24 protein-coding genes are annotated in these 20,608 nt (G+C 59.2%); 1 reads left to right on the forward strand and 23 read right to left on the reverse strand.

Annotation, left to right across the window (positions count from 1 at the left end):
* Positions 1-50: 50 nt before the first annotated feature.
* The 22 genes from pip to ACRQ1B_RS25350 form a co-directional block, all read right to left on the reverse strand.
* A complete protein-coding gene (pip, locus tag ACRQ1B_RS25245) occupies positions 51-1,010 on the reverse strand; it encodes a prolyl aminopeptidase (RefSeq protein WP_432296884.1) in 960 nt (319 codons plus the stop codon).
* Positions 1,007-1,483: a GFA family protein gene (locus tag ACRQ1B_RS25250; protein ID WP_432296885.1), complete on the reverse strand. Its 477-nt coding sequence runs from the start codon at positions 1,481-1,483 to the stop codon at positions 1,007-1,009. Before ACRQ1B_RS25250 ends, pip begins: the two co-directional genes overlap by 4 nt.
* Complete coding sequence (locus ACRQ1B_RS25255) at positions 1,480-2,007, reverse strand: GFA family protein (protein ID WP_432296886.1); 528 nt, start codon at positions 2,005-2,007, stop codon at positions 1,480-1,482. The genes ACRQ1B_RS25250 and ACRQ1B_RS25255 overlap by 4 nt, the downstream gene beginning before the upstream one ends.
* Entirely contained in the window at positions 1,983-2,468 is a 486-nt protein-coding gene (locus ACRQ1B_RS25260; protein WP_432296887.1) for a GFA family protein, read from the reverse strand. The genes ACRQ1B_RS25255 and ACRQ1B_RS25260 overlap by 25 nt, the downstream gene beginning before the upstream one ends.
* A gap of 67 nt (positions 2,469-2,535) precedes the next feature.
* On the reverse strand, positions 2,536-3,921 hold the full coding sequence (gene cysS / locus ACRQ1B_RS25265; protein ID WP_432296888.1) for a cysteine--tRNA ligase: 1,386 nt from the start codon (positions 3,919-3,921) through the stop codon (positions 2,536-2,538).
* Positions 3,922-4,142: 221 nt separating this feature from the next.
* Positions 4,143-4,613, reverse strand: coding sequence for a hypothetical protein (locus ACRQ1B_RS25270; RefSeq protein ID WP_432296889.1), 471 nt, complete (start codon positions 4,611-4,613; stop codon positions 4,143-4,145).
* A gap of 170 nt (positions 4,614-4,783) precedes the next feature.
* Positions 4,784-5,008 carry a DUF2188 domain-containing protein gene (locus ACRQ1B_RS25275; protein ID WP_432296890.1) on the reverse strand — a complete coding sequence of 75 codons (225 nt, stop codon included), beginning with the start codon at positions 5,006-5,008 and terminating at the stop codon, positions 4,784-4,786.
* An 83-nt stretch (positions 5,009-5,091) separates the two neighbouring features.
* Positions 5,092-5,832, reverse strand: coding sequence for an SDR family NAD(P)-dependent oxidoreductase (locus ACRQ1B_RS25280; RefSeq protein ID WP_432296891.1), 741 nt, complete (start codon positions 5,830-5,832; stop codon positions 5,092-5,094).
* 422 nt (positions 5,833-6,254) lie between these two features.
* Complete coding sequence (gene purF, locus ACRQ1B_RS25285; RefSeq protein ID WP_432296892.1) at positions 6,255-7,745, reverse strand: amidophosphoribosyltransferase; 1,491 nt, start codon at positions 7,743-7,745, stop codon at positions 6,255-6,257.
* Positions 7,746-7,888: 143 nt separating this feature from the next.
* Entirely contained in the window at positions 7,889-8,467 is a 579-nt protein-coding gene (locus tag ACRQ1B_RS25290) for a CvpA family protein (protein ID WP_432296893.1), read from the reverse strand.
* A gap of 139 nt (positions 8,468-8,606) precedes the next feature.
* On the reverse strand, positions 8,607-10,010 hold the full coding sequence (gene radA, locus ACRQ1B_RS25295) for a DNA repair protein RadA (protein ID WP_432296894.1): 1,404 nt from the start codon (positions 10,008-10,010) through the stop codon (positions 8,607-8,609).
* Between the two features lie 9 nt (positions 10,011-10,019).
* On the reverse strand, positions 10,020-10,322 hold the full coding sequence (locus ACRQ1B_RS25300) for a type II toxin-antitoxin system RelE/ParE family toxin (protein WP_432296895.1): 303 nt from the start codon (positions 10,320-10,322) through the stop codon (positions 10,020-10,022).
* Positions 10,282-10,596, reverse strand: a complete 315-nt coding sequence (locus tag ACRQ1B_RS25305) for a type II toxin-antitoxin system ParD family antitoxin (RefSeq protein ID WP_432296896.1) — start codon at positions 10,594-10,596, stop codon at positions 10,282-10,284. Before ACRQ1B_RS25305 ends, ACRQ1B_RS25300 begins: the two co-directional genes overlap by 41 nt.
* Before the next feature lie 67 nt (positions 10,597-10,663).
* Entirely contained in the window at positions 10,664-11,851 is a 1,188-nt protein-coding gene (alr, locus tag ACRQ1B_RS25310) for an alanine racemase (protein WP_432296897.1), read from the reverse strand.
* Positions 11,852-11,974: 123 nt separating this feature from the next.
* Positions 11,975-12,745, reverse strand: coding sequence for a DUF1963 domain-containing protein (locus ACRQ1B_RS25315; RefSeq protein ID WP_432296898.1), 771 nt, complete (start codon positions 12,743-12,745; stop codon positions 11,975-11,977).
* 2 nt (positions 12,746-12,747) lie between these two features.
* Positions 12,748-14,244, reverse strand: a complete 1,497-nt coding sequence (locus ACRQ1B_RS25320; RefSeq protein ID WP_432296899.1) for a replicative DNA helicase — start codon at positions 14,242-14,244, stop codon at positions 12,748-12,750.
* 336 nt (positions 14,245-14,580) lie between these two features.
* Positions 14,581-15,156, reverse strand: a complete 576-nt coding sequence (gene rplI, locus ACRQ1B_RS25325) for a 50S ribosomal protein L9 (RefSeq protein ID WP_432296900.1) — start codon at positions 15,154-15,156, stop codon at positions 14,581-14,583.
* A gap of 19 nt (positions 15,157-15,175) precedes the next feature.
* Positions 15,176-16,126, reverse strand: coding sequence for a DUF2232 domain-containing protein (locus ACRQ1B_RS25330; RefSeq protein ID WP_432297049.1), 951 nt, complete (start codon positions 16,124-16,126; stop codon positions 15,176-15,178).
* 207 nt (positions 16,127-16,333) lie between these two features.
* The gene (gene rpsR, locus ACRQ1B_RS25335; protein WP_112728513.1) at positions 16,334-16,576 is read right to left on the reverse strand and encodes a 30S ribosomal protein S18; all 243 of its coding nucleotides are present in this window, start codon (positions 16,574-16,576) and stop codon (positions 16,334-16,336) included.
* A 23-nt stretch (positions 16,577-16,599) separates the two neighbouring features.
* Entirely contained in the window at positions 16,600-17,043 is a 444-nt protein-coding gene (gene rpsF / locus ACRQ1B_RS25340) for a 30S ribosomal protein S6 (RefSeq protein ID WP_112728512.1), read from the reverse strand.
* 256 nt (positions 17,044-17,299) lie between these two features.
* Positions 17,300-17,935, reverse strand: a complete 636-nt coding sequence (locus tag ACRQ1B_RS25345) for a DUF2272 domain-containing protein (RefSeq protein WP_432296901.1) — start codon at positions 17,933-17,935, stop codon at positions 17,300-17,302.
* Positions 17,936-18,401: 466 nt separating this feature from the next.
* Positions 18,402-18,782 carry a hypothetical protein gene (locus ACRQ1B_RS25350; RefSeq protein ID WP_432296902.1) on the reverse strand — a complete coding sequence of 127 codons (381 nt, stop codon included), beginning with the start codon at positions 18,780-18,782 and terminating at the stop codon, positions 18,402-18,404.
* A gap of 196 nt (positions 18,783-18,978) precedes the next feature.
* On the opposite strand from ACRQ1B_RS25350, the gene ACRQ1B_RS25355 reads away from it, so the two are divergent.
* Positions 18,979-19,347 carry a hypothetical protein gene (locus ACRQ1B_RS25355; protein WP_432296903.1) on the forward strand — a complete coding sequence of 123 codons (369 nt, stop codon included), beginning with the start codon at positions 18,979-18,981 and terminating at the stop codon, positions 19,345-19,347.
* A 59-nt stretch (positions 19,348-19,406) separates the two neighbouring features.
* Here ACRQ1B_RS25355 and ACRQ1B_RS25360 read toward each other — a convergent pair whose 3' ends face one another.
* A complete protein-coding gene (locus ACRQ1B_RS25360) occupies positions 19,407-20,450 on the reverse strand; it encodes an aldo/keto reductase (protein ID WP_432296904.1) in 1,044 nt (347 codons plus the stop codon).
* Between the last annotated feature and the right edge of the window lie 158 nt (positions 20,451-20,608).

A 20,608-nucleotide genomic window follows, 5' to 3' on the forward strand; every position in this document is an offset into this window, starting at 1 on the left:
TTGGAAGCCCCTCCGCCCGATAGGGCAGAAGGGCAAAGCAGTCGATCAGGTTAACTTTTCCCCGCAAACCGATCGGTCGCCCGGATCAGTTGGTCGGTAATACCCGGTTCGGAAACGGCATGCCCGGCACCCTCGACAATATGGAAATCCGCCTCCGTCCAGATCTTGGCTAGCTGCCAGGCATATTTCAGCGAACACGGCATGTCGTATCGGCCATGTACGATGGCACCGGGAATTCCCTTGAGTTTCGTGGCATCGCGCAAGAGCTGACCTTCTTCCAGCCAGCCGGCGTTCATGAAATAATGCGTTTCGATGCGAGCGAAAGCCAGCGCGAAGTGTTCCTCGTCATGTTTTGAGGTCAGTTGCGGATCCGGCAAAAGCGTGATGGTCGAGCCTTCCCAGACGCTCCATGCCTTTGCGCAACGGATTTGCTCTGCGGCGTCGGTGCCGGTCAGACGACGGTGATAGGCCGCGAGCATCTCGTGGTGTTCGGCTTCGGGAATGGGCGCAATAAAATCCTCCCACTTGTCGGGAAACATTTCCGAGACGCCGAACTGGTAATACCAGTCCATCTCCGCTTTGGTGAGCGTGTAAACGCCGCGCAAAACCAGTTCGCTGACATGCTCGGGATGGGTTTCGGCATAAGCGAGCGCCAGCGTAGAGCCCCATGAGCCGCCGAACACCTGCCACTTGTCCACACTCACCATGGCGCGCAGCCGTTCGATATCGGCCACCAGATGCCAGGTCGTGTTGGCTTCGAGGCCGGCATGTGGCGTTGAGCGGCCGCAACCGCGCTGATCGAACAGCAAAACGTCGTAGAGTGCCGGATCGAACAGACGGCGTTGCGCCGGCGTGCAACCGCCGCCCGGTCCGCCATGCAGAAAGACTGCCGGCTTGGCGCCTTTGGTGCCGACACGTTCCCAATAGATCACATGGCCGTCGCCGACATCGAGATGGCCGCTCTCATAGGGCTCGATCTCGGGATAATACGTGCGCAAAATTTCGGTCACAGGTGCAGACCTCTCTCCGGCCAGTTTTCGGTGTCGTGATCAGGATGCTGGAAGGAAATGATCTGCTCCTGCCGGGCGTAATAGCCGACATCGCCGTGCACAGGCGCATCAAAGATCTTTTCCACCCATGGCAGCCTGAAGGCGTGATTGACCTGAATGACCGGCATGAGGTCGTCACGCTCGTCGAAGGCACCGATGGCGATATCGAGGCTTGAGGGGGTGCGATAGGTCAGCGGCGTGCCGCAGTTTTCACAAAATCCACGGTCGATATTGACGGAGGACTGGAAATATTTCGGTTCTCCACGGGTCCATTCCACGCCATTTTCCGGCGTTGCCACCAGTGGTCCGAAAAAGCCGCCAAACGCCTTCTGGCACATGCGGCAATGGCAGATCGAGGCGCGGCCGAGTTCGCCCCTGATCCTGAAACGTATGGCGCCGCACTGGCAACCACCTGTCTTCGCGCTGTCGCTCATGCATCGTCCTCCTTGTTGCCGCCAGTGGCGGGCCTGGGGTTCCAGGTGTCGGTATCGTGGTCGGGATGCTGGTTGGAAACGAGATCGGCCAGAAACGGCGCGCTTTCCAGATCGTCCATCGTATGGTGGCCGGGCAGGGCATGCAGATGATCGATGAAAGGCAGCTTGCCTTCGGTGCCATATTGCACCACCGGCGGCAGGCTGGAGGGATCATCGAAAGCGCCGGCCGCAACCGCGATACCATCCATCGCCTCATAGGTCATCGGGGTGCCGCAATTGTCACAGAAACCGCGCCTCACATGATTGGAAGACAGGAAATACCTCGGGTTTCCACGGGTCCAACTGAATGCAGCACCCTTGGTTGAGACCAGCGGTGCATAATAGGCGCCAAAAGCTTTTTGGCACATACGGCAATGACAGATGGACGTGTGGTCCGGCTTGCCATCGATACGGAAGCGCAATGCGCCGCATTGGCAGCCGCCGGTATGGACGTGATAGGTCAATTCCTCTTCTCCGTCGGCCATTCATCGGTATCGTGGTCGGGATGCTGGTGGCTGCTGGCGGCGATGGCCGCATTGTCGTCCGCAGACATGTCGAAACTGCCGTCATGATGAAGTCCGTCGAGATCGCCGAACCACGGCATCTTTCGCGACAGATTGGTCTGCATCTGCGGCCTGACATTTTCGGGCGCGTCCAGCGAACCGAGCGTGACGCTGATATGATCGTTGCCGCCATCGTAAAACAGCGGCGTGCCGCAGCGCCCGCAGAACCCGCGGCGTACGCTGTCGGAGGATTGAAACCATGTCGGTTCGCCGCGCGTGAGCTTGAAATCCTCGTATTTCACACCGCCGAACGGCAAAAAATAGCTGCCGGCCGCCTTCTGGCACATGCGGCAATGGCAGACATGCGGAAAGCCGAGCTCGCCCTCGGCGCGATAACGCACGGCACCGCATTGGCAGCCGCCGGATTGGAACTGTCTGGTCACTCTTCAAGCCTCCTGAACCATCGAAGAACACCATGCGGTGGCGCCGACACACGCCACCGGAATTATCCTAGCGCTTGACCTCCCAGGTCGTCACCCGCTCGCCGGTTGCCGCATCCTTGCCATCCTTCAGCTGGATGCCCTTGGCCGACAACTCGTCGCGGATCCTGTCGGCCTCGGCAAAATTTTTCGCCTTCAGCATTTCCAGCCGCATGGAAACGAGTACGTCGACGGCACCGGCCAGTGCCTCGTCCACTTCGGTCTTTTTCGGGAGCACACCGAGAAGGGCAGCACTGGCCGCAAACATCGGCAGAAGCGTCGCATCCGCATTGGCTTCCTGCGCCAGCGCGTGCAGGCGCTGCACGGCGGCGACCGTGTTCAGGTCATCAGCCAGCGCGTCGATGACGATCGGGCATGGAGCGGCATCCGAAACATCCGACGCCGGCCATTTGGCGATCAGCCGTTCGGCTTCCTCCAGCCGCTTCACCGAAAAATCGATCGGTTCGCGATAATGCGTCATCAGCATGGCCAGGCGCAGCACGTCGCCCGGCCACTGCTTGCCGCCAAAGTCGTCGGTGGCCAGCAGCTGGTTGATGGTGACGAAATTGCCGTCGGACTTCGACATCTTGCGGCCTTCAACCTGCACAAAACCGTTGTGCATCCAGACATTGGCCATCACTTCGGTGCCATGAGCACAACGGGATTGCGCGATCTCGTTTTCATGGTGCGGAAAAATCAGGTCCAGCCCGCCGCCGTGGATATCGAAGACCTCGCCGAGATAGCGGTTGCTCATGGCCGAGCATTCGATATGCCAGCCCGGACGGCCACGACCCCAGGGGCTTTCCCAGCCGGGTTCGTTATGCGACGAAAGTTTCCACAAAACGAAGTCACCCGGGTTTTTCTTATGGGCATCGACGGCAATGCGGGCACCGGCCTGCTGTTCGTCCAGCGGGCGTTTTGAAAGCTGGCCGTAATCGCCCATCGACTTGGTATCGAACAGCACTTCACCCTCGGCCACATAGGCATGGCCGTTGCCGATCAGCTTTTCGATGATGGTGACCATCTGCTCGATATTGTCGGTGGCGCGGGGCTCGACGGATGGCTCGAGGCAGCCGAGCGCTGCGACATCCTCATGGAACTGCCTTGCCGTCTTTTCCGTCACCGCGTGGATGGCGTCGTTCAGGGGCAGATGCGGAAAATCTCGCAGGGCGCGCGCGTTGATCTTGTCGTCGACGTCGGTGATGTTGCGGGCGTAGTTGACGTGGGTCTCGCCATAGACATGCCGCAGCAGCCGGAACAGAACGTCGAAGACGATGACCGGGCGGGCATTGCCGATATGGGCAAAATCATAAACCGTCGGGCCGCAGACATAAACGCGCACGTTGTCGGCATCGATCGGCTGGAAGGCCGTCTTCTCGCGGTTCAAGGTATTGTATAGCTTGAGCGTGACGCTCATTGAAAAATTCTCCCAAGGTGCTCAAGGCGCATGCCACCACCGGTACCGGACCGGGGCGTTTGTCTTCAAGGCTTTCGAGAGACGAAAACGGCCGGACCAGCGCGAACGCTAGCGGATAATGTTCCCACAAATGGAAATCGTCGTTTTCATGGGGTCGGTTATGGCGCGGGGGCGGGGATTGGTCAAGGGGAGGGTTGGGTAGAACGACGAGGCAGCGAACCTCATACAGGTTTGCCGAGCGCCATCCATTCATGCATCGCCTTTATCATTTCGACGGTCGGATATTCACGGATGTCATCTTCTGAAGCACCGGCTGCCAGTTCCCGCTCCCAATACCATTCCTGAAATGCGGCGTATTCGCCCAGAATTTTTGTGCGTGGCGCCAATCTTTCACCTGTCTGGGCGGCGAGCCAAGCCCGAACTTTGGTGACGGCTTTCTCATGTTTTCCATCGTGGGCTTCTATATCCCAACCAGAAATGTCTGAGAGAGCCTTCTGATAGTCGTAACGCCGCTCCTCCAGGATGAGAATGGTTTTAGTGTCGTGAGGCGGCCCACCAAAACGGCTGGATGCATGATCGATGCCAAGTTCGAAGGGCATGTTCATGCGTGCATATTCGTCTTTCTTCTTGCCTGTCCAGCGGCACCGGCTGAGATCGTGAATGCCGTATTTCGATCCCTTGACGATTTCCACGATCCGATCAAGGCGCGCAATCGAATTGTCGGAGTTCTCAGGAGCAAGCCGCGGAGAAAAGCCGAGATAGACAAGGCAGAACGCAATCGCCTGCAGGATCGGAACAAAATCCTCATCGAAAGGGCAATTTATGAAAACAGACTTTTCGAAAGGAGGCGTTGCCAAGCCGCTCACACTTTTGTCGGGTGCGGATCGTTGCCGTAGGAGTTGCGCTCTCTGATCCGCCCATCTTCACCATGGATGTAGACGTTTGCCTTTTGATTGCGCGCAATCTGTGTTGCTACCTTGATGGCCTCGGCCTGAGTGGAGTGCAGGCTCGTCGATTTTGAGGAACCTGCTTTTCTAACGCCCCATTTGCCGGCTTGGGGAACGACATGCTGACCTTTACTGGACATTCTGAGTTTCCTATCCAATCACAGGGATCATAGTCGTAATATAGGTGAATTCCACTCCCGCTTTTATAGGGGGACGCCGCGACTTATGCCGGCAGCCGATACTCCACAAAACGGTTTTCCCGCACCACGAACAGTTTTCCGCTCTCCATCATCTCCGGCGACATCAGCGGCAGGATTTTTTCGGCGATCTCGGAAGGGTGCGGCAGCGTTTCCGGGTCTTCGCCGGGCATGGCCTGGGCGCGCATGGCGGTGCGGGTGGCGCCGGGGTTGACGAGATTGATCTTCAGGTTGGTATGCGCCATTTCCTCGGCCCAGATGCGGCCCATGGTTTCCACTGCCGCCTTCGACATCGCATAGGCGCCCCAGAAGGCGCGCGGATTGGTGGCGACGCCTGAGGAGAGGAGCAGGGCGCGGCCGGCATCGGATTTGACCAGTAGCGGCTCCAGCGAGCGGATCAGACGCCACATCGACGTGACGTTGGTATTCATCACCTTTTCGAAAACCTTGGCTTCCACATGGGCGATCGGCGAGATCACGCCGAGAATGCCGGCATTGGCGACGAGAATATCGAGCTTGCCCCAACGTTCAAAAATCGAGGCGCCGAGCTTGTCGATGGCCGCCATGTCGGTGATATCGAAAGGGACGAGGGTCGCGGAACCGCCGACAGCCTTGATGGCGTCATCCAGTTCTTCCAGGCCGCCGACCGTGCGGGCGCAGGCAATCACATGCGCACCGGCCTTTGCCAGTTCCAGCGCCGTGAAATAACCGATGCCACGCGAAGCGCCGGTCACCAGCGCAATCCTGTCCTTCAAGTCGATCGTCATGTGTCGCCCTTAGATGCTGCGGCCATTGGCAGGCGCGCCGTTATGGAGGCATTGCTCCGCGGCTATGTCGGGCGACCTCTCGGATACCGTGATTGTCACAGGCGTCCGGTATGCGCAAGACCTTGCGCGCAGCCGGGGTAACGTGGCCGCGCCACCCTGCCATCGGCATGTCGGTTCGATGGAACGCAGGTGCGCGCAGCAAGACTGCTACTGGCGGGGCGGCTGAAAAGAGGCATAAAAATCGACACGGCACGTCGTCTCCATTGCGGGAGTAATATGCCAAAATTTCATCGCCCGCCTTTTGACCCGGATCAATGCGCCCTGTGATGGTGGGTGCGGCCTTTTGTCAGTCGCAACAACGTTCCAAACGAAAAAGGCGCCCGTCCTGGAACGAGCGCCCTTGAGCTACGAGAGGTGCCGGATCAGCCGTTGCTGGCCAGAAGCGAAACCTTGCGGCCGACCGCTTCGCCGTCCTTGTCGAGAAGGCGGGTCGGGTAATCGCCGGTAAAATAATGGTCGGTGAACTGCGGGCGCGCATCATTGCGATCCTCGCCGCCAACGGCACGGTAAAGCCCGTTGATCGACAGGAATTCGAGGCTGTCGCAACCGATATACTTGCACATCGCTTCCAGGTCTTCGTACTGGTTGGCGAGCAGCTTGTCGCGGTCCGGTGTGTCGATGCCGTAGAAGTCCGGGTAGTAGATCATCGGGCTGGCAACACGCAGATGCACTTCCTTGGCGCCGGCATCGCGGATCATCTGCACGATTTTCAGCGACGTGGTGCCACGAACAACGGAATCGTCGACCAGCACGACACGCTTGCCGTCGATCATCGCCCGGTTGGCGGAATGCTTCAGCTTGACGCCGAGCGCCCGGATCTGCTGCGTCGGCTCGATGAAGGTGCGGCCGACATAGTGGTTGCGGATGATGCCGTATTCGAACGGAATGCCGCTTTCCTGCGCATAACCGAGGGCCGCGGGCGTGCCGCCATCCGGAACCGGCACGACGACGTCGGCCTCTACCGGGGCTTCCTTGGCAAGGTTGATGCCCATGTTCTTGCGGGCAACATAAACCGAGCGACCGCCGACAACCGAGTCAGGGCGGGCGAAATAGACATATTCGAACAGGCACAGGCGTTCCGGCTGGCCGTTACCGGCCTTGCGGGCATCGATCGAGATCGAGCCATCCGGCTGCGTTTCGCAGATGATGACTTCGCCGTTTTCGACGTCACGTACGTATTTTGCGCCGATGATATCGAGCGCGCAGGTTTCCGAACAGAACACCGGCTTGCCGTCGAGTTCGCCCATGACCAACGGACGGATGCCGGTGGGGTCGCGGGCGGCGATCAGCTTGGTGCGGGTCATGGCCAGCATCGAATAACCGCCTTCCATCTGGCGCACCGCATCGATGAAACGGTCTGCCGTGGAGGAATAACGCGAACGGGCGATGAGGTGCAGGACGACTTCGGTATCGGAAGTGGACTGACAGATGGCGCCACCGGCGATCAACTGGCGACGCAGCGTCAGGCCGTTGGTGAAATTGCCGTTATGGGCGATAGCGATGCCGCCGACTTCCAGTTCGGCAAACAGCGGCTGCACGTTGCGCAGCGCCACTTCACCGGTGGTGGAATAACGCACATGGCCGATCGAGATGTCGCCCGGCAGTTTGGCGAGCGTCGCGGGGTCAGTATAGTGATCGCCGACGAGGCCCATGCGGCGTTCCGAGTGGAAGCGCAGACCGTCGAAAGTGACGATGCCGGCGGCTTCCTGGCCCCGGTGCTGCAGCGCGTGCAGGCCGAGTGCCGTCAGCGTCGCCGCGTCGGGATGCCCCAGAATGCCGAACACGCCGCATTCTTCATGCAGCGTATCGCCATCCAAATCGTTGATAATGCCCTGCGAAACCGGCTGACTCATCTCTGCTGGACCTTGCTTTCGTATAGGAAAAACGAAGAGGCCGGGCGGGCTGTCACGTCTGCCCGAAATCCGGCCTTCATCCTGTTCAGTTGCTTGATAGCACAAATGGTGACGTCTGACTGCCGATCAAGCACAACATATCGTCAATTATTTGTTGACGGCGCTTCGTCGGACGGCGCCTGTTCCTGGCCGGTTTCACCGGGTTCGGCTTCGCCGCTCAGACGGGCACGCGCCTTGGCCTCGACATTTTCCGGCAGTGCCGCCACCAGGCGCACGACCAAAGAGTCCATGAAGGGTTTCGACTTGGCATTCTTGACCCAGTCCGGCTGTGCCTGTGCACCCACCAGCCAATTCCAGAAGGCAAGCGCCACGACGAGAAGGAGAATGCCGCGGGCTGCGCCGAACAGGAAGCCCAGCGTGCGATCCAGTGCGCCGATGCGGCTGTCGATGATGAAGTCGGCGATCTTGGTGGTGATGAATGTGATGATGATCAATGCGATCAGGAAGATGATACCCACCGAAGCCGCAAGGGCGATCTTGTCGTCGGCCGTGTAATTCTTGGCGTAAGGCAGGACCAGAGGGTAGAGATAATAGGCGGCGGCAACCGAGCCGACCCAGCTGGCAATCGACAGCACTTCGCGGGAAAAGCCGCGGACCATGGCGAGCACGGCCGAAAACAGCGTGACGCCGATGACGATACCGTCGAAAATCGTGATGGGCATAAACTACCTACTCCAGAACTTGATCGGCGACGGGGCCGGAATTTCAAAGGCGAGCCGGTCGCCTTTCGTGACGTGTGCCGAAAAGGCACTGACGTCCTTATCGCTGCCCTCTTACATCAGTCGTCTCGGTAACGGAAGATCAATCCTCACCGTCCTGTTTCCCCAGTTTCTTTGCCGATCCGGCGATGCGGGAGACGAGATCGGGCAGGTCCTCGATCTTGGTCCATCGCGCATTGCCGCCCTTGGGCAGTTCGGCCGAGGTGGCGGGCAGCATGGCGCCGGCAAACCCGAGCTTTTCGGCTTCCTTCAGTCGCTGTGCCGTTTGTGAGACGGGACGTACTGCGCCGGACAGGCTGATTTCGCCGAAAAACACGCAATCCGGTGGCAGCGGGGTATCTGCAAGCGAGGAGACGAGGGCGGATGCAATGGCCATATCCGCCGCCGGTTCTGAGATGCGGTAACCGCCCGCTACGTTCAGATACACGTCATGCTGGCCAAGCCGTACGCCGCAATGGGCTTCGAGCACGGCAAGGATCATGGCGAGGCGGGATGAATCCCAGCCAACCACGGCGCGGCGCGGCGTGCCGAGCGAGGTGGGGGCGACGAGCGCCTGCACTTCGACGAGAACCGGGCGCGTGCCCTCCATGCCGGCAAACACGGCTGCACCCGGAGATTTGGCATTGCGCTCACCCAAAAACAATTCGGACGGATTGGTGACTTCGCGCAGGCCGCGATCCGACATTTCGAACACGCCGATTTCGTCGGTGGGGCCGAAGCGGTTTTTGACAGTTCGGAGAACGCGATAGTGATGGCCGCGATCACCTTCGAAATAAAGCACGGCATCGACCATATGCTCGACCACACGCGGGCCGGCGATCTGGCCTTCCTTGGTGACATGGCCGACGAGAACCATGGCCGCGCCCGTCTGTTTGGCAAAGCGGATCATCGCCTGCACACCGGTGCGCACCTGCGTCACCGTGCCGGGTGCCGAGTCGGCGGTATCGCTCCACAGTGTCTGGATGGAGTCGATGATGACGAGGTCGGGGCGCTTGCCTTCGGAAATCGTGGCGAGAATGTCTTCGACGTTGGTTTCTGCGGCGAGCAGCACATCGGTATCGGCAGCACCCAGACGCTGGGCACGCAGACGCACCTGGGCGACGGCTTCTTCACCCGAGACATAGATGATGCGCTGCTTGCGGCGCGACAGGGCGGCGGCGGCCTGCATGAGAAGTGTCGATTTGCCGATGCCGGGATCACCGCCGACCAGCACGACCGAACCGCGTACAAAACCGCCGCCGGTGGCGCGGTCGAGTTCGGAAATGCCGGTCTGGACGCGCGGTGCTTCCTCGGTTTCGCCCGAAAGCGTGGTGAGCGTCACGGCACGCCCCTTTTTCGGCACCTTGCCGGGCCCGGAGCCGATGCCGCCCATCGGGTCTTCCTCGACGATGGTGTTCCACTCGCCGCAGCCTTCGCATTTGCCGGCCCAGCGGTTATGCACCGTGCCGCAGTTTTGGCACACGAATTGAGTTTTGGGTTTTGCCATGGGGAAGGGTCAGTCTTTTTCTTTGGTTTGGTAGAAGGTCAAAAAGTCGTCAGGCGAGATTTTCTGCCGGCCATGCAGAATGCGAAGGACCGAAAGCTTCTCGTCATCGATAAAGAAATAGATGCAGCGTTTCCGGTAGGGAAAGGCACGAAGATCAGGGATGAAATCGCGCGGGCTTCCGGTAATCCCCAGATTGGCCATCCATTCGATCTTGCTGTTGATGTCGTCAAGGAAGCGCCTTGCGGCTATCGGATCGAATTGCGCGATATACTCATAGATGCCGAGAAGATCGTTCAGAGCCTCGAACGACATTTTCAACTGACGAGGCCGCATCCTTCCGTTCCTCCGCCATTTGCAAAATATGGGCAGTCAGTTCATCGGCATTTGCAAATGTCATCACGCGTCCGGCATCAATGTCATCAATGCCTTGCTGGATCAGGTGGCGGAGTTCCTGAACTTGGCCTTCTTCGCTGCCGAGCAGGCGCAGCCCGGCGGCGACCACTTCCTCTGCGTTCCGATAGCGCCCGTCCTTCAATTGCTCTGCAATGAAGTCCCGGTCCTGCTCACTGAGATGGATCTCGGTCATTTCGATCTCCTTTTGTTCTCTTTTAGCATGCCCCCCATTGGCTTCCAAGGGGGGCTTTGCAAAGAGATCAGTCGTTGGCGTCGATATAACGGCGCTCGTGGCGCAGGCCGAGGCTCGTCAGGAGTTCGTAACCGATCGTGCCGCCGGCGCGGGCGGTCTCGTCGAGCGCCACATTGGGGCCGAATAGTTCGATATAATCACCGACACGCACGTCGCCTTCCGGCACGTCGGTAATGTCGAAGATCACCATGTCCATGGTCACGCGGCCGAGCACCGGCACGCGCGTATTGCCGACGAAACCAAAGGCACCGGGCGTGCCGCCGGCGCGCAAGGGTACGCCCGAGCCGGAAAGCGAGCGCAGGTAACCATCGGCATAACCGGCGGAGACAACAGCAAGGCGACTGTTGCGCGACAACTGGTGGGTGGCGCCGTAGCTGACGGTCGAACCGGCAGCGGCCTCGCGGATCTGGATGATGCGGGCTTCCGCCTTGGCAACGGGCTTCAGCGGCTGCATGCCGTTGACGGCCTCGCCGCCGTAGACTGCGATACCTGGGCGGGTGAGGTCAAAATGATATTCCGGGCCGAGAAAGATGCCGGCCGACGCGGAAAGACTTGCCTCGATACCTTCGAAGGCCTCGGCAACCTGTTGAAATGCCTGAAGCTGCACGCGGCTCAGCGGCGATGACGGATTGTCGCCGCTATGCAGGTGCGACATCACCAGAACCGGGGCAAAACTGGCCGGGCGCGACACGTCATCGGCCAGCGCCAGCGCATCTTCGAGCGGCAGACCAAGGCGATTGAAGCCAGTATCGACCTGCAGCGCGCAAGGATGTTCGTCGCGGTCGGCAATCACTGACATCCAGAAGGCAAGCTGCTCTTCCGATGCCAGAACCGGCACCAGATCATGATCGAAAAAAAAGTCTTCCTGACCCGGCCAGATGCCGGAGAGGACATAAATACGGGCATCGGGCGCATAGGTGCGCAAGGTCGCGCCTTCCTGCGGCACGGCCACAAAAAAATCGCGGGCGCCGGCTTCGTAAAGGGCGGTTCCACAGTCTTCCAAACCGAGGCCATAAGCATCTGCCTTGACCACGGCAGCGGTGCGGGCGTTTCCTGAACGGCGCGCCATGTCACGCCAGTTGTCGCAGAGTGCGCCGAGATCGACGGTGAGCCGCACCGGCGCCACGTCGAACGGATCGTAAGCAATGCCGTTGTCGAAATCGTCGGATTCGGAGATGTCGATCATTTCGTTCATGGGGAGGCACTCATGCAATGGGGCGATTGTGCGGCGACCCTATAGGCTTCGCTGCCGGGAGGAAAGCCGCTTCTGAGAATTATGGTACAGGCGGAGCGGCCATCTTTTGATGATCTTGCAGGATCAGTAGAACTGGCAGTCGAAGCGCCAGGTTCCGTCTTCGGTTCGATGGAAATAAGCGACACCGCTGTCGCCCCACATCCAGTGTGCCTTGTCTTCGGAGCCAACCTGAAACACGAAATCCTCGACCCCCGCGCCGTGCTGGATTTCATAAGGATAACCGCCGACCTTGGTGGCAGAGTATCGCGCGAACTCATCGAAAAAGCGGTCAAAAGCGGCTTCATCCCGGTTGATGCTCGTCAGGTCCAGCAAGCTCCAGGCATCCTCCCAGCCGGGAGAATCGTCGTCGGCTCGGGTCCATTGCACCGGAAAGCTTTTGAAAGGCGCTTCGACAGCCGGAAACGGCTGCAGACCGTCCAGTGTGGTATATTCGCGGATCAACCAGCCCTCGCCATGCGGGGTTGCTGTAAGCGGTGCGGATGGCGCCCGAAACAGGACGATAAGGGCGGCATGACTTATCTGCTCCGGCACGAACGGCAATTCATCGACGCGGATCTGCAACAGCGGAACCATCGGTTCACCGCGCCATTCCGGAACCGTTTCTCCGGCAAGCCCGCAACCTCGCATGAACCACGAGCAGGTAGGATCTTCCGGTGGGCGGAAACCGCCGACGGTCGCAAGTGAAGCGGGACGTGCCAGCGTCTTCAGCTTGTCAAACGTGGCATTCGCATCGAGAGGGGGAGATGGAGCATTATCCGCAGCGGCATCGCCGCCGCCGGCCAGCAATCCCCTCAATGCGCGAAAGCTCGAAGCCAGACGATCCGCAAACGCCACGATCACGGCTCTTCGTAATGGGTAAAGCTCGGCTCGGCGAGATCCGCAAAACGCGTAAACTCCGACTGGAAGGCGAGTTTGACGGTGCCGGTCGGTCCGTGGCGCTGCTTGGCGATAATGACGTCCGCCGTCCCCTTGACCTTGTCCATCAGCGTTTCCCATTCCGGATATTTGGGATCGGAAAGGTCGCGTGGTTCCATGTTCTTGACGTAATATTCCTCACGGAACACGAAGAGCACCACGTCGGCGTCCTGCTCGATCGAGCCGGATTCACGAAGGTCGGAAAGCTGGGGACGCTTGTCTTCGCGGCTTTCCACACCACGCGACAGCTGCGACAGCGCGATGATCGGAACGTTCAGTTCCTTGCCGAGCGATTTCAGGCCCGTGGTGATCTGGGTGATTTCCTGCACGCGGTTTTCGCCGGATTTGCCCGACCCGGTCATCAGCTGGATATAGTCCACCACCAGGCAATCAAGGCCGCGCTGGCGCTTCAGGCGGCGGGCGCGTGCCGATAGCTGGGCGATCGAGATACCACCGGTCTGGTCGATGAACAGCGGCACTTTCTGCATCATCTGGGAGCAGGCGACCAGCTTTTCGAAATCGGCTTCGGTAATGTCACCACGGCGGATTTTTGACGAGGACACTTCGGTCTGCTCGGAGATGATACGTGTCGCCAGCTGTTCGGATGACATTTCGAGCGAATAGAAACCGACGACGCCGCCGTTCTTGGCCTTGAAGGAGCCATCCGGCTGCACTTCCGGCTCGTAGGCGGCTGCGATATTGTAGGCGATGTTGGTGGCAAGCGAGGTTTTACCCATGCCCGGACGTCCGGCCAGCACGATCAAGTCGGAACGCTGCAGGCCGCCCATCTTGCCGTCGAGCGACATGATGCCGGTGGAAATGCCGGAAAGGTGGCCATCGCGCTCATAGGCCTGGCCGGCCATGTCGATGGCGAGCGCCACGGCATCGTTGAACGACTGGAAACCACCATCGTAACGGCCGGTTTCGGCAAGCTCGAACAGGCGGCGTTCGGTGTCTTCGATCTGCGCCTGTGGTGGCATGTCGAGCGGCGCGTCATAGGCGATGTTGACCATGTCCTCGCCGATGGTGATCAGCGCGCGGCGCAGCGCCAGATCGTAGATGGCGCGGCCATAATCTTCGGCGTTGATGATCGATACGGCTTCGGCGGCGAGGCGCGCAAGATATTGCGCCACCGTCATGTCGCCGACCTTCTGATCGGCGGGCAGGAAGTTTTTCAGCGTCACCGGCGTCGCGGTCTTGCCCATGCGGATGATATCGCCGGCAACCTCGAAAATCTTGCGATGCAGCGGTTCATGCAGATGCGGTGGCTTCAGAAAGTCCGAAACGCGGTAATAGGCATCATTGTTGACGAGGATCGCGCCGAGCAGGGCCTGTTCCGCCTCGATATTGTTCGGAGCTTCGCGGTAATGCGGCTCTGCGGGCTGGATATTGGCAAGTTTGCGCGGAACTTCGTTCATAGGTTCTATTATCCGTCTTTTGCGGTCTGGTCGTCAGCGTCTTTCGGTATCGTCTGCTTGTAGAAGCATTAGGCGCGGCTTGGAACGCCGGACCGACGAGAAAAGCATTTCCCACAGCAGTTCACAGGCGTCAGAAAAAACGCAACGAAGTGGCAAATCCGATTGACTGTGCGGCGGATGCGACTCGGCTTCACATTAGGTGAGTCTAACGCATCTGAGTTCGAGTCGAAACCGGTTAGGTACCGGTCCTATGCATATTGTCGCGAGGCCGACAAACAAAAACGCCCGGGCCGTGAAGCCCGGGCGCTCCCCGCAGAAAGATCTGCGAGAAAAATATTACTCGTCGTCGCCGTCCTGGTCGGCTTCCGGATCGAAGAAGTCTTCCGGACGCAGGGCATCTTCGTCAACGCCGTAGATGGCGTCGGCCGAGGTGAGGCTTTCGCCCTTGGCCTGGCGTTCTGCTTCTTCAGCCGAACGGGCAACGTTGAGCTGGATTTCGATTTCGACTTCCGAATGCAGGTGCAGAACAACCGAGTGCAGGCCGATAGCCTTGATCGGGGTGTTCAGGTCGACCTGGTTGCGGCCGATGTTGAAGCCTTCGGCGCCGAGAATTTCAACGATGTCGCGGGCAGCAACAGAGCCGTACAGCTGACCGGTTTCGCCGGCCGAACGGACGACGAGGAAGGTCTTGCCGCCGAGAACGTCGGCAACCGACTGGGCTTCGCCCTTGCGCTCGAGGTTACGGGCTTCAAGGGTAGCGCGTTCGGCTTCGAAACGCTTCTTGTTGGCTTCGTTGGAACGCAGTGCCTTGCCCTGCGGCAGAAGGAAGTTGCGGGCAAAGCCGTCCTTGACCTTTACGGTTTCGCCCATCTGGCCAAGCTTGGCGATGCGCTCAAGAAGAATGACGTCCATTGTTTTATCCTTTCGGGTGTCAGTTCTGTTCGTTGATATCTGTATTGGTCTTTTTGCCGTCCGCAGCCTTCACCGGTGTCAGTGCGATCGTGCGGCGGGTATCGAAGAGGCCGAGGATCATGATACCGATGGCCGGCAGCGTGAAAATCGTCGACATGTAGCAGAGGGTCAGGACCGGCACGCGCCAATCCTTGCCAAGTGTGCGGAAATGCAAAGAGGCGAAGCCGGCCAGCAGAAAGCCGGCGCCGAACGTGCCGCAGATGGTGGCACCGATCATGGCCGGCACACCACCGGCAAACATCATCAGGATGCCGGCGAGGAAGATGAAAATGGCATGACGGTTCATGCGCAGGGCAGACGGCATGTCTTCGCGCGGGCGAAGCGCACGGCCGGAGCGGGAGACGATGCGCACCGCGAAATAGAAGGCGGCAAACAGCATGGTCACCCAGGCGGCGCCCTGGCCCATCGGCAGCATCACCACCAGCAGCGGCTTCATCAGGGTCAGGCTTTCCTGCATCTGTGCGAGCGCTTGCGGATCGGAGGCGAATTCGGAGCCGGGGGCTTTCAGGGACTCACCCATGGCGTCAACGAAGGAATTGGTCAGGTCGGGGCCGTAACCGATCATCACGCCCAGAATGATCAGGGCGATGGTGATGAGGCCGCACAGATGCATGAGGATATCCGAGATCGGATACCAGGCCATCAGATTGTCCGGGCCGCCGAGTTCGGAGGCCGGGCGCGCCAGATTGGCCAGGTGCGACAGCCAGCCGGCCGGAACCAGCGTGAAGGCGCCGATCGCAAGCGCAAACATTGGCGACACCATGATCGAGCCGAGCACGGCGGATGTCACGATGGCGATGATCGCGGCGCGATTGCCCCAGCCGAGGCCGGCAATCAGAATGGGAAGAGCGGAGGACGCAAACAGAATGATCGAAAGAATCGACTGCGTGGACGCGCCCAGCACCAGCATGGTCGCGGCAATGCCGGCGATGATGCCGGTCGGCAATACTGTCTTTATCTGTGCGTTCACTGTTTCGCTGTCCTGCGTATCGAGCAGTTAGGGGAGGGCGGAGTGCCTAAATCCCCAACATGGGTTTTGGTATTCTTGGGTCCGATCCGCGCCCAACGCGGAAGGGAAACGACCCTCAGATTAGGAATCTGAGGGTCGGCAGTTCAATTAAGCGACGACGTACGGCAGCAGGCCGAGGAAGCGGGCGCGCTTGATGGCCTGGGCCAGTTCGCGCTGCTTCTTCTGGGAAACTGCGGTGATACGCGAAGGAACGATCTTGCCGCGCTCAGAAATGTAGCGCTGCAGCAGACGAACGTCCTTGTAGTCGATCTTCGGCGCGTTTGCACCCGAGAACGGGCAGGTCTTGCGACGACGATGGAACGGGCGGCGAGCCGGAGAAGATTCAGCCATTGTGTTTGATCCCTTCTAGCCGATTAAGCTTCGCGAGCCGGACGCGGCGCGCGCTGGAAGTCGCCGTCACGACGCGGCGGGCGGTCACCGAACTCGCGGCGGGGGCCACGGTCGTCGCCGTCACGACGCGGACGGTCGTCACGGTCGCGCTTCTGCATCATGGCAGACGGACCTTCTTCGTGCTTCTCGACGGCGATCGTCATGTAGCGAAGAACGTCTTCGTTGATGCGCATCTGACGTTCCATTTCGTGCACGGCAGCAGCCGGAGCATCGATGTCCATCAGGGCGTAGTGAGCCTTGCGGTTCTTCTTCATGCGGTAGGTCAGGGACTTCAAGCCCCAGTTTTCTACGCGCCCGACCTTGCCGCCATTCGCTTCGAGGACACCCTTGTACTGTTCTACGAGGGCGTCGACCTGCTGTGCGGACATATCCTGTCGGGCAAGGAATACGTGTTCGTAAAGAGCCATGTAACTTTGCCTTTTCTTGCGTTTGTGTTCATCCGGACCTCGGCGGCTAAGCCTCAACGACTGCTCCTGAAGGCGAAGACGCCGGCAAGAAAAGTTGTTGTTTCGAGACGGTCGAGAGCGGAGACACGGGAGGCTTGGACCCTGCGGTCCGTGCGGTTCCCGATCGGGAACCCGCCCTCCGTACAGCCACCAGCCAGAAGACCGGATGTGTCGAACACGGCGGCTTATACGGATTTTTGGCCGGAACGCAAGGGTGTCAGTGCAGCGCTTTCCGTTTCAGCACCACGAACCACTTGTGGCTTCTGTCGGCAATGAGGCCCTTGCTGTCGAGCGGAACCGTTTTTTTCGTCACCGAATCCAGTACGTTGAAACCGATAACGTCGATCTCCCGCTCCCGCTTCGCCACCACGATATCCGTGTGGGAAGGATAGCTTGTGGTTTTGTCGTAGTATTTCTGCGCCTTCTCGAAGCTGACACTGGCATAGGTGTAGCCGATGACGTCGCCTATATCGGGCGTCGCCTGCGGTTCGGTCAGCCTGTAGCCATGATAAAGCGCTGTCGTATCGTTATCCTTGCGCGCGGCGATAAACTTGCGGATCCAGACGGAATGCGCCTGCGCGAAAGGAAACTGCGTCTTGTCAAAACCGGCTTCCTGAAAGGCAAAGGAAATCCCCACGGCTGACCAGAAATAATGGTCGTTCATCACGTCCTGCACCGAGGGAGAGCCCCCGCCAGCCTTGTTATAATTGCTGATAACATATCGGGCGAAGGCATCCTCGTCATCGGTATGGGCGATGTGCTTTTTGTTGTTGTTGAGATCCCAGGTGGAGCTTCCCCAATGTTTCCACTCTCTTTCGGCTGCCTTCACCAGATCGGCTGCTGTCTGTGTCATGCCATCCTCCTCCGATTGCCCTGATGGGGTATCGCGGTTCGCGTTGCGCCAGTGGTTCATCTGCGGATTGCACATGTTCTTGACGGCGTCGCTCACGCTCCGGCGACGCTTGATCGTTCAGCAGAAAACACACGGTGCAGGCAGCCGTCGTCTGCGTGCACGCATTGTGCTGAAAAAAATGCCAGGATCGATCTGTCTGGTGTCGTTCAGCCGCACCACTCCACGGGGAGCTTTTCAAGCGGGTACACTGACGCCATCGTGGATCAGCAGGATGTACATGGTGCGGTCGCCATGGGCGACCATGCGAAATCTCATGTCATTCTTTTGTTCAGTCGCGCACGGCGCATCCGATGTTTTTTGATGATTGAATATTACATTTAAAACGAAACAATGACCAGCGAATTTTACAGATGTGCGAAAGTGTAGTTCCCCCGTCGGGTCTACACTTCGTGCATGCCGGATATATTCAGAACTGCCGGTAAAGGTCTTGCAGATCTGACGGGCGGGGAGCGACAGGCTGCGAGAAAATCTCATTCTCCTCAAGGCCGTCGAGAAAGGCGGAAACTGCCTTCACGCTATCGTCGTGCGTCGGGTTCTGCGCCACGTCTTCGGCGCGATCCTTTTTCAAGGGGCGCATCAGGTCGAGAATTTCCACGATCTTGGCAAGCGGGGATTGGCCGGGATTGCGTGTATCGTTCTGAAAACCGGCCTCCATCTGACTTTGCGGGATCAGCGGCTGGCTGGGCATGGTGGTGGCAGACGAGCCCATGGTTGGGGTGACGAGCAGCGCGGCATCATTGCCGGTATAAAGAGAGCGCTGGAGGGAACTGATGGCGTTGATCGTCATGGTTTTCTCTTCCGCGGTTGGGCTGCCGGTTGCAAACAAAGGGATAGTGGACGCAACGGATGCGGCCATCGGCAGCGGGTTTGTGACTGGTTGACGGAAAAGCTAGCGCCGGCATCGGCGGGCGAAAAGTGCGGTGCACAAAACGCGTGCTCTGTTTGTAAACGGAATATTACCGGAGCGACGACAGGCGCCGTTTGTGGCTCATGACGATACAGATCGGGGTGGTCATCCACAGACGGAGGCGGAAATTAGTGATTCCTTAATTGGCCGGCGGCGAATCAGTGACTGTATCCGAGCTTGCGATCCGGTCCGCTACCTTGCTACATCGCCATCGATGAAAACTCTTATCCGTCTTGTCATTGCGTTCTGCGGTATTCTGATCTGCTGCTTTCTGGCCTTGCTCGTGGCATCGCTTGCCGCACAGGCCGGCATGCTCGGAAGCTGTTTCGAAGGCAGCTGCGGTTATGCCGCGGCGTTCCTTGTGGCGCCGCTTCTGTCCATCGGATTTATCATCCTGTTTTTCATCCTGTGGCGGAAATTGCGACGGCATCGTCGGAGAGTTTGAACGCAAAACGGCACGCAGTCGCCCGCGTGCCGCCAATAGAATAAGCCTTGTGCCGCGCCTCAGATCGGCGCCGGATACTGCCGGTGGATTTTGGCGATATCCGCAAGCACCTCGTCCGACAGCGCGATGTCGGCAGCACCGATATCCGTCTTCAACTGCTCCATGCTGGTCGCGCCGATAATGACGGAGGCCATGAACGGCCTTGTCAGGCAGAAGGCAATGGCCAGTTGCGCCGGGTCGAGCCCATGTTTTTTCGCAATTTCGACATAGGCGGCGACCGCCGGTTCCTGCAGCGGTTGCAACCGTCCGCCGAGATCCTTGTTGATCGTGCCGCGTGAACCGGCCGGACGCGTGCCGCCCAGATATTTGCCGGTCAGCAGGCCGGCCGCCAGCGGTGAATAGGCAAGCAGCCCGACATCGCCGTGATGCGAGACTTCAGCCATGTCGAGATCGAAGGCGCGATACAGCAGATTGTATTCGTTCTGGATCGAAACGACGCGCGGAAAGCCCTTTTCTTCCGCCTGACGCAGATATTGCATCGTGCCCCAGGCGGTTTCGTTGGACAGGCCGATCGTGCGGATCTTTCCGGCCTTGACCAGTTCGTTGAGGGTTTCCAGCTTTTCCGTGATGCCGGACACGGATTTTTCGCGGTCCTGCTCGAAGGCATCAAATTCCCACGCTCCGCGAAAATGATAATGCGGGCGGTTCGGCCAGTGGATCTGGTAGAGGTCGATATAATCGGTCTGCAGGCGCTTCAGGCTGGCATCGACGGCCTCGCGAATGGTGGCGGCCTCGATCGGTCGTCCGTCACGGATATGCGGGCGACCGCCACCGGCGATCTTGGTGGCGAGCACGATTTTTTCGCGGCTGCCGCTTTTTTTCAGCCACGTGCCGATATGTTCCTCGGTTCGGCCGTAGGTTTCGATGCTGACCGGCGTCGTTGGATAAAGTTCGGCGGTGTCGAAAAAGTTGACGCCCTGTTCGACGGCATAATCCATCTGCGCGTGGGCTTCGGCTTCCGTGTTCTGTGTACCCCAGGTCATGGTGCCGAGGCAGATTTCCGAAACGGAAATATCCGTCCGGCCGAGTCTGTTGAATTTCATGGAAAAATCGTCCCGTCTTTGAAGCGCCCAAACTTAAGCGGGATTTGGCTTGGCGCAAGGGACGAATGCGGCCTGATGGCGGCAAGATCGCGAAAACTTTATGTCGTGGGGGTCGAAAACGCTGAAAATTTTCTAATTCATGCCGAAGTGGCGCGTCT

The sequence above is a fragment of the Endobacterium panacihumi genome (assembly GCF_050847465.1).
Classification (GTDB): domain Bacteria; phylum Pseudomonadota; class Alphaproteobacteria; order Rhizobiales; family Rhizobiaceae; genus Neorhizobium; species Neorhizobium panacihumi.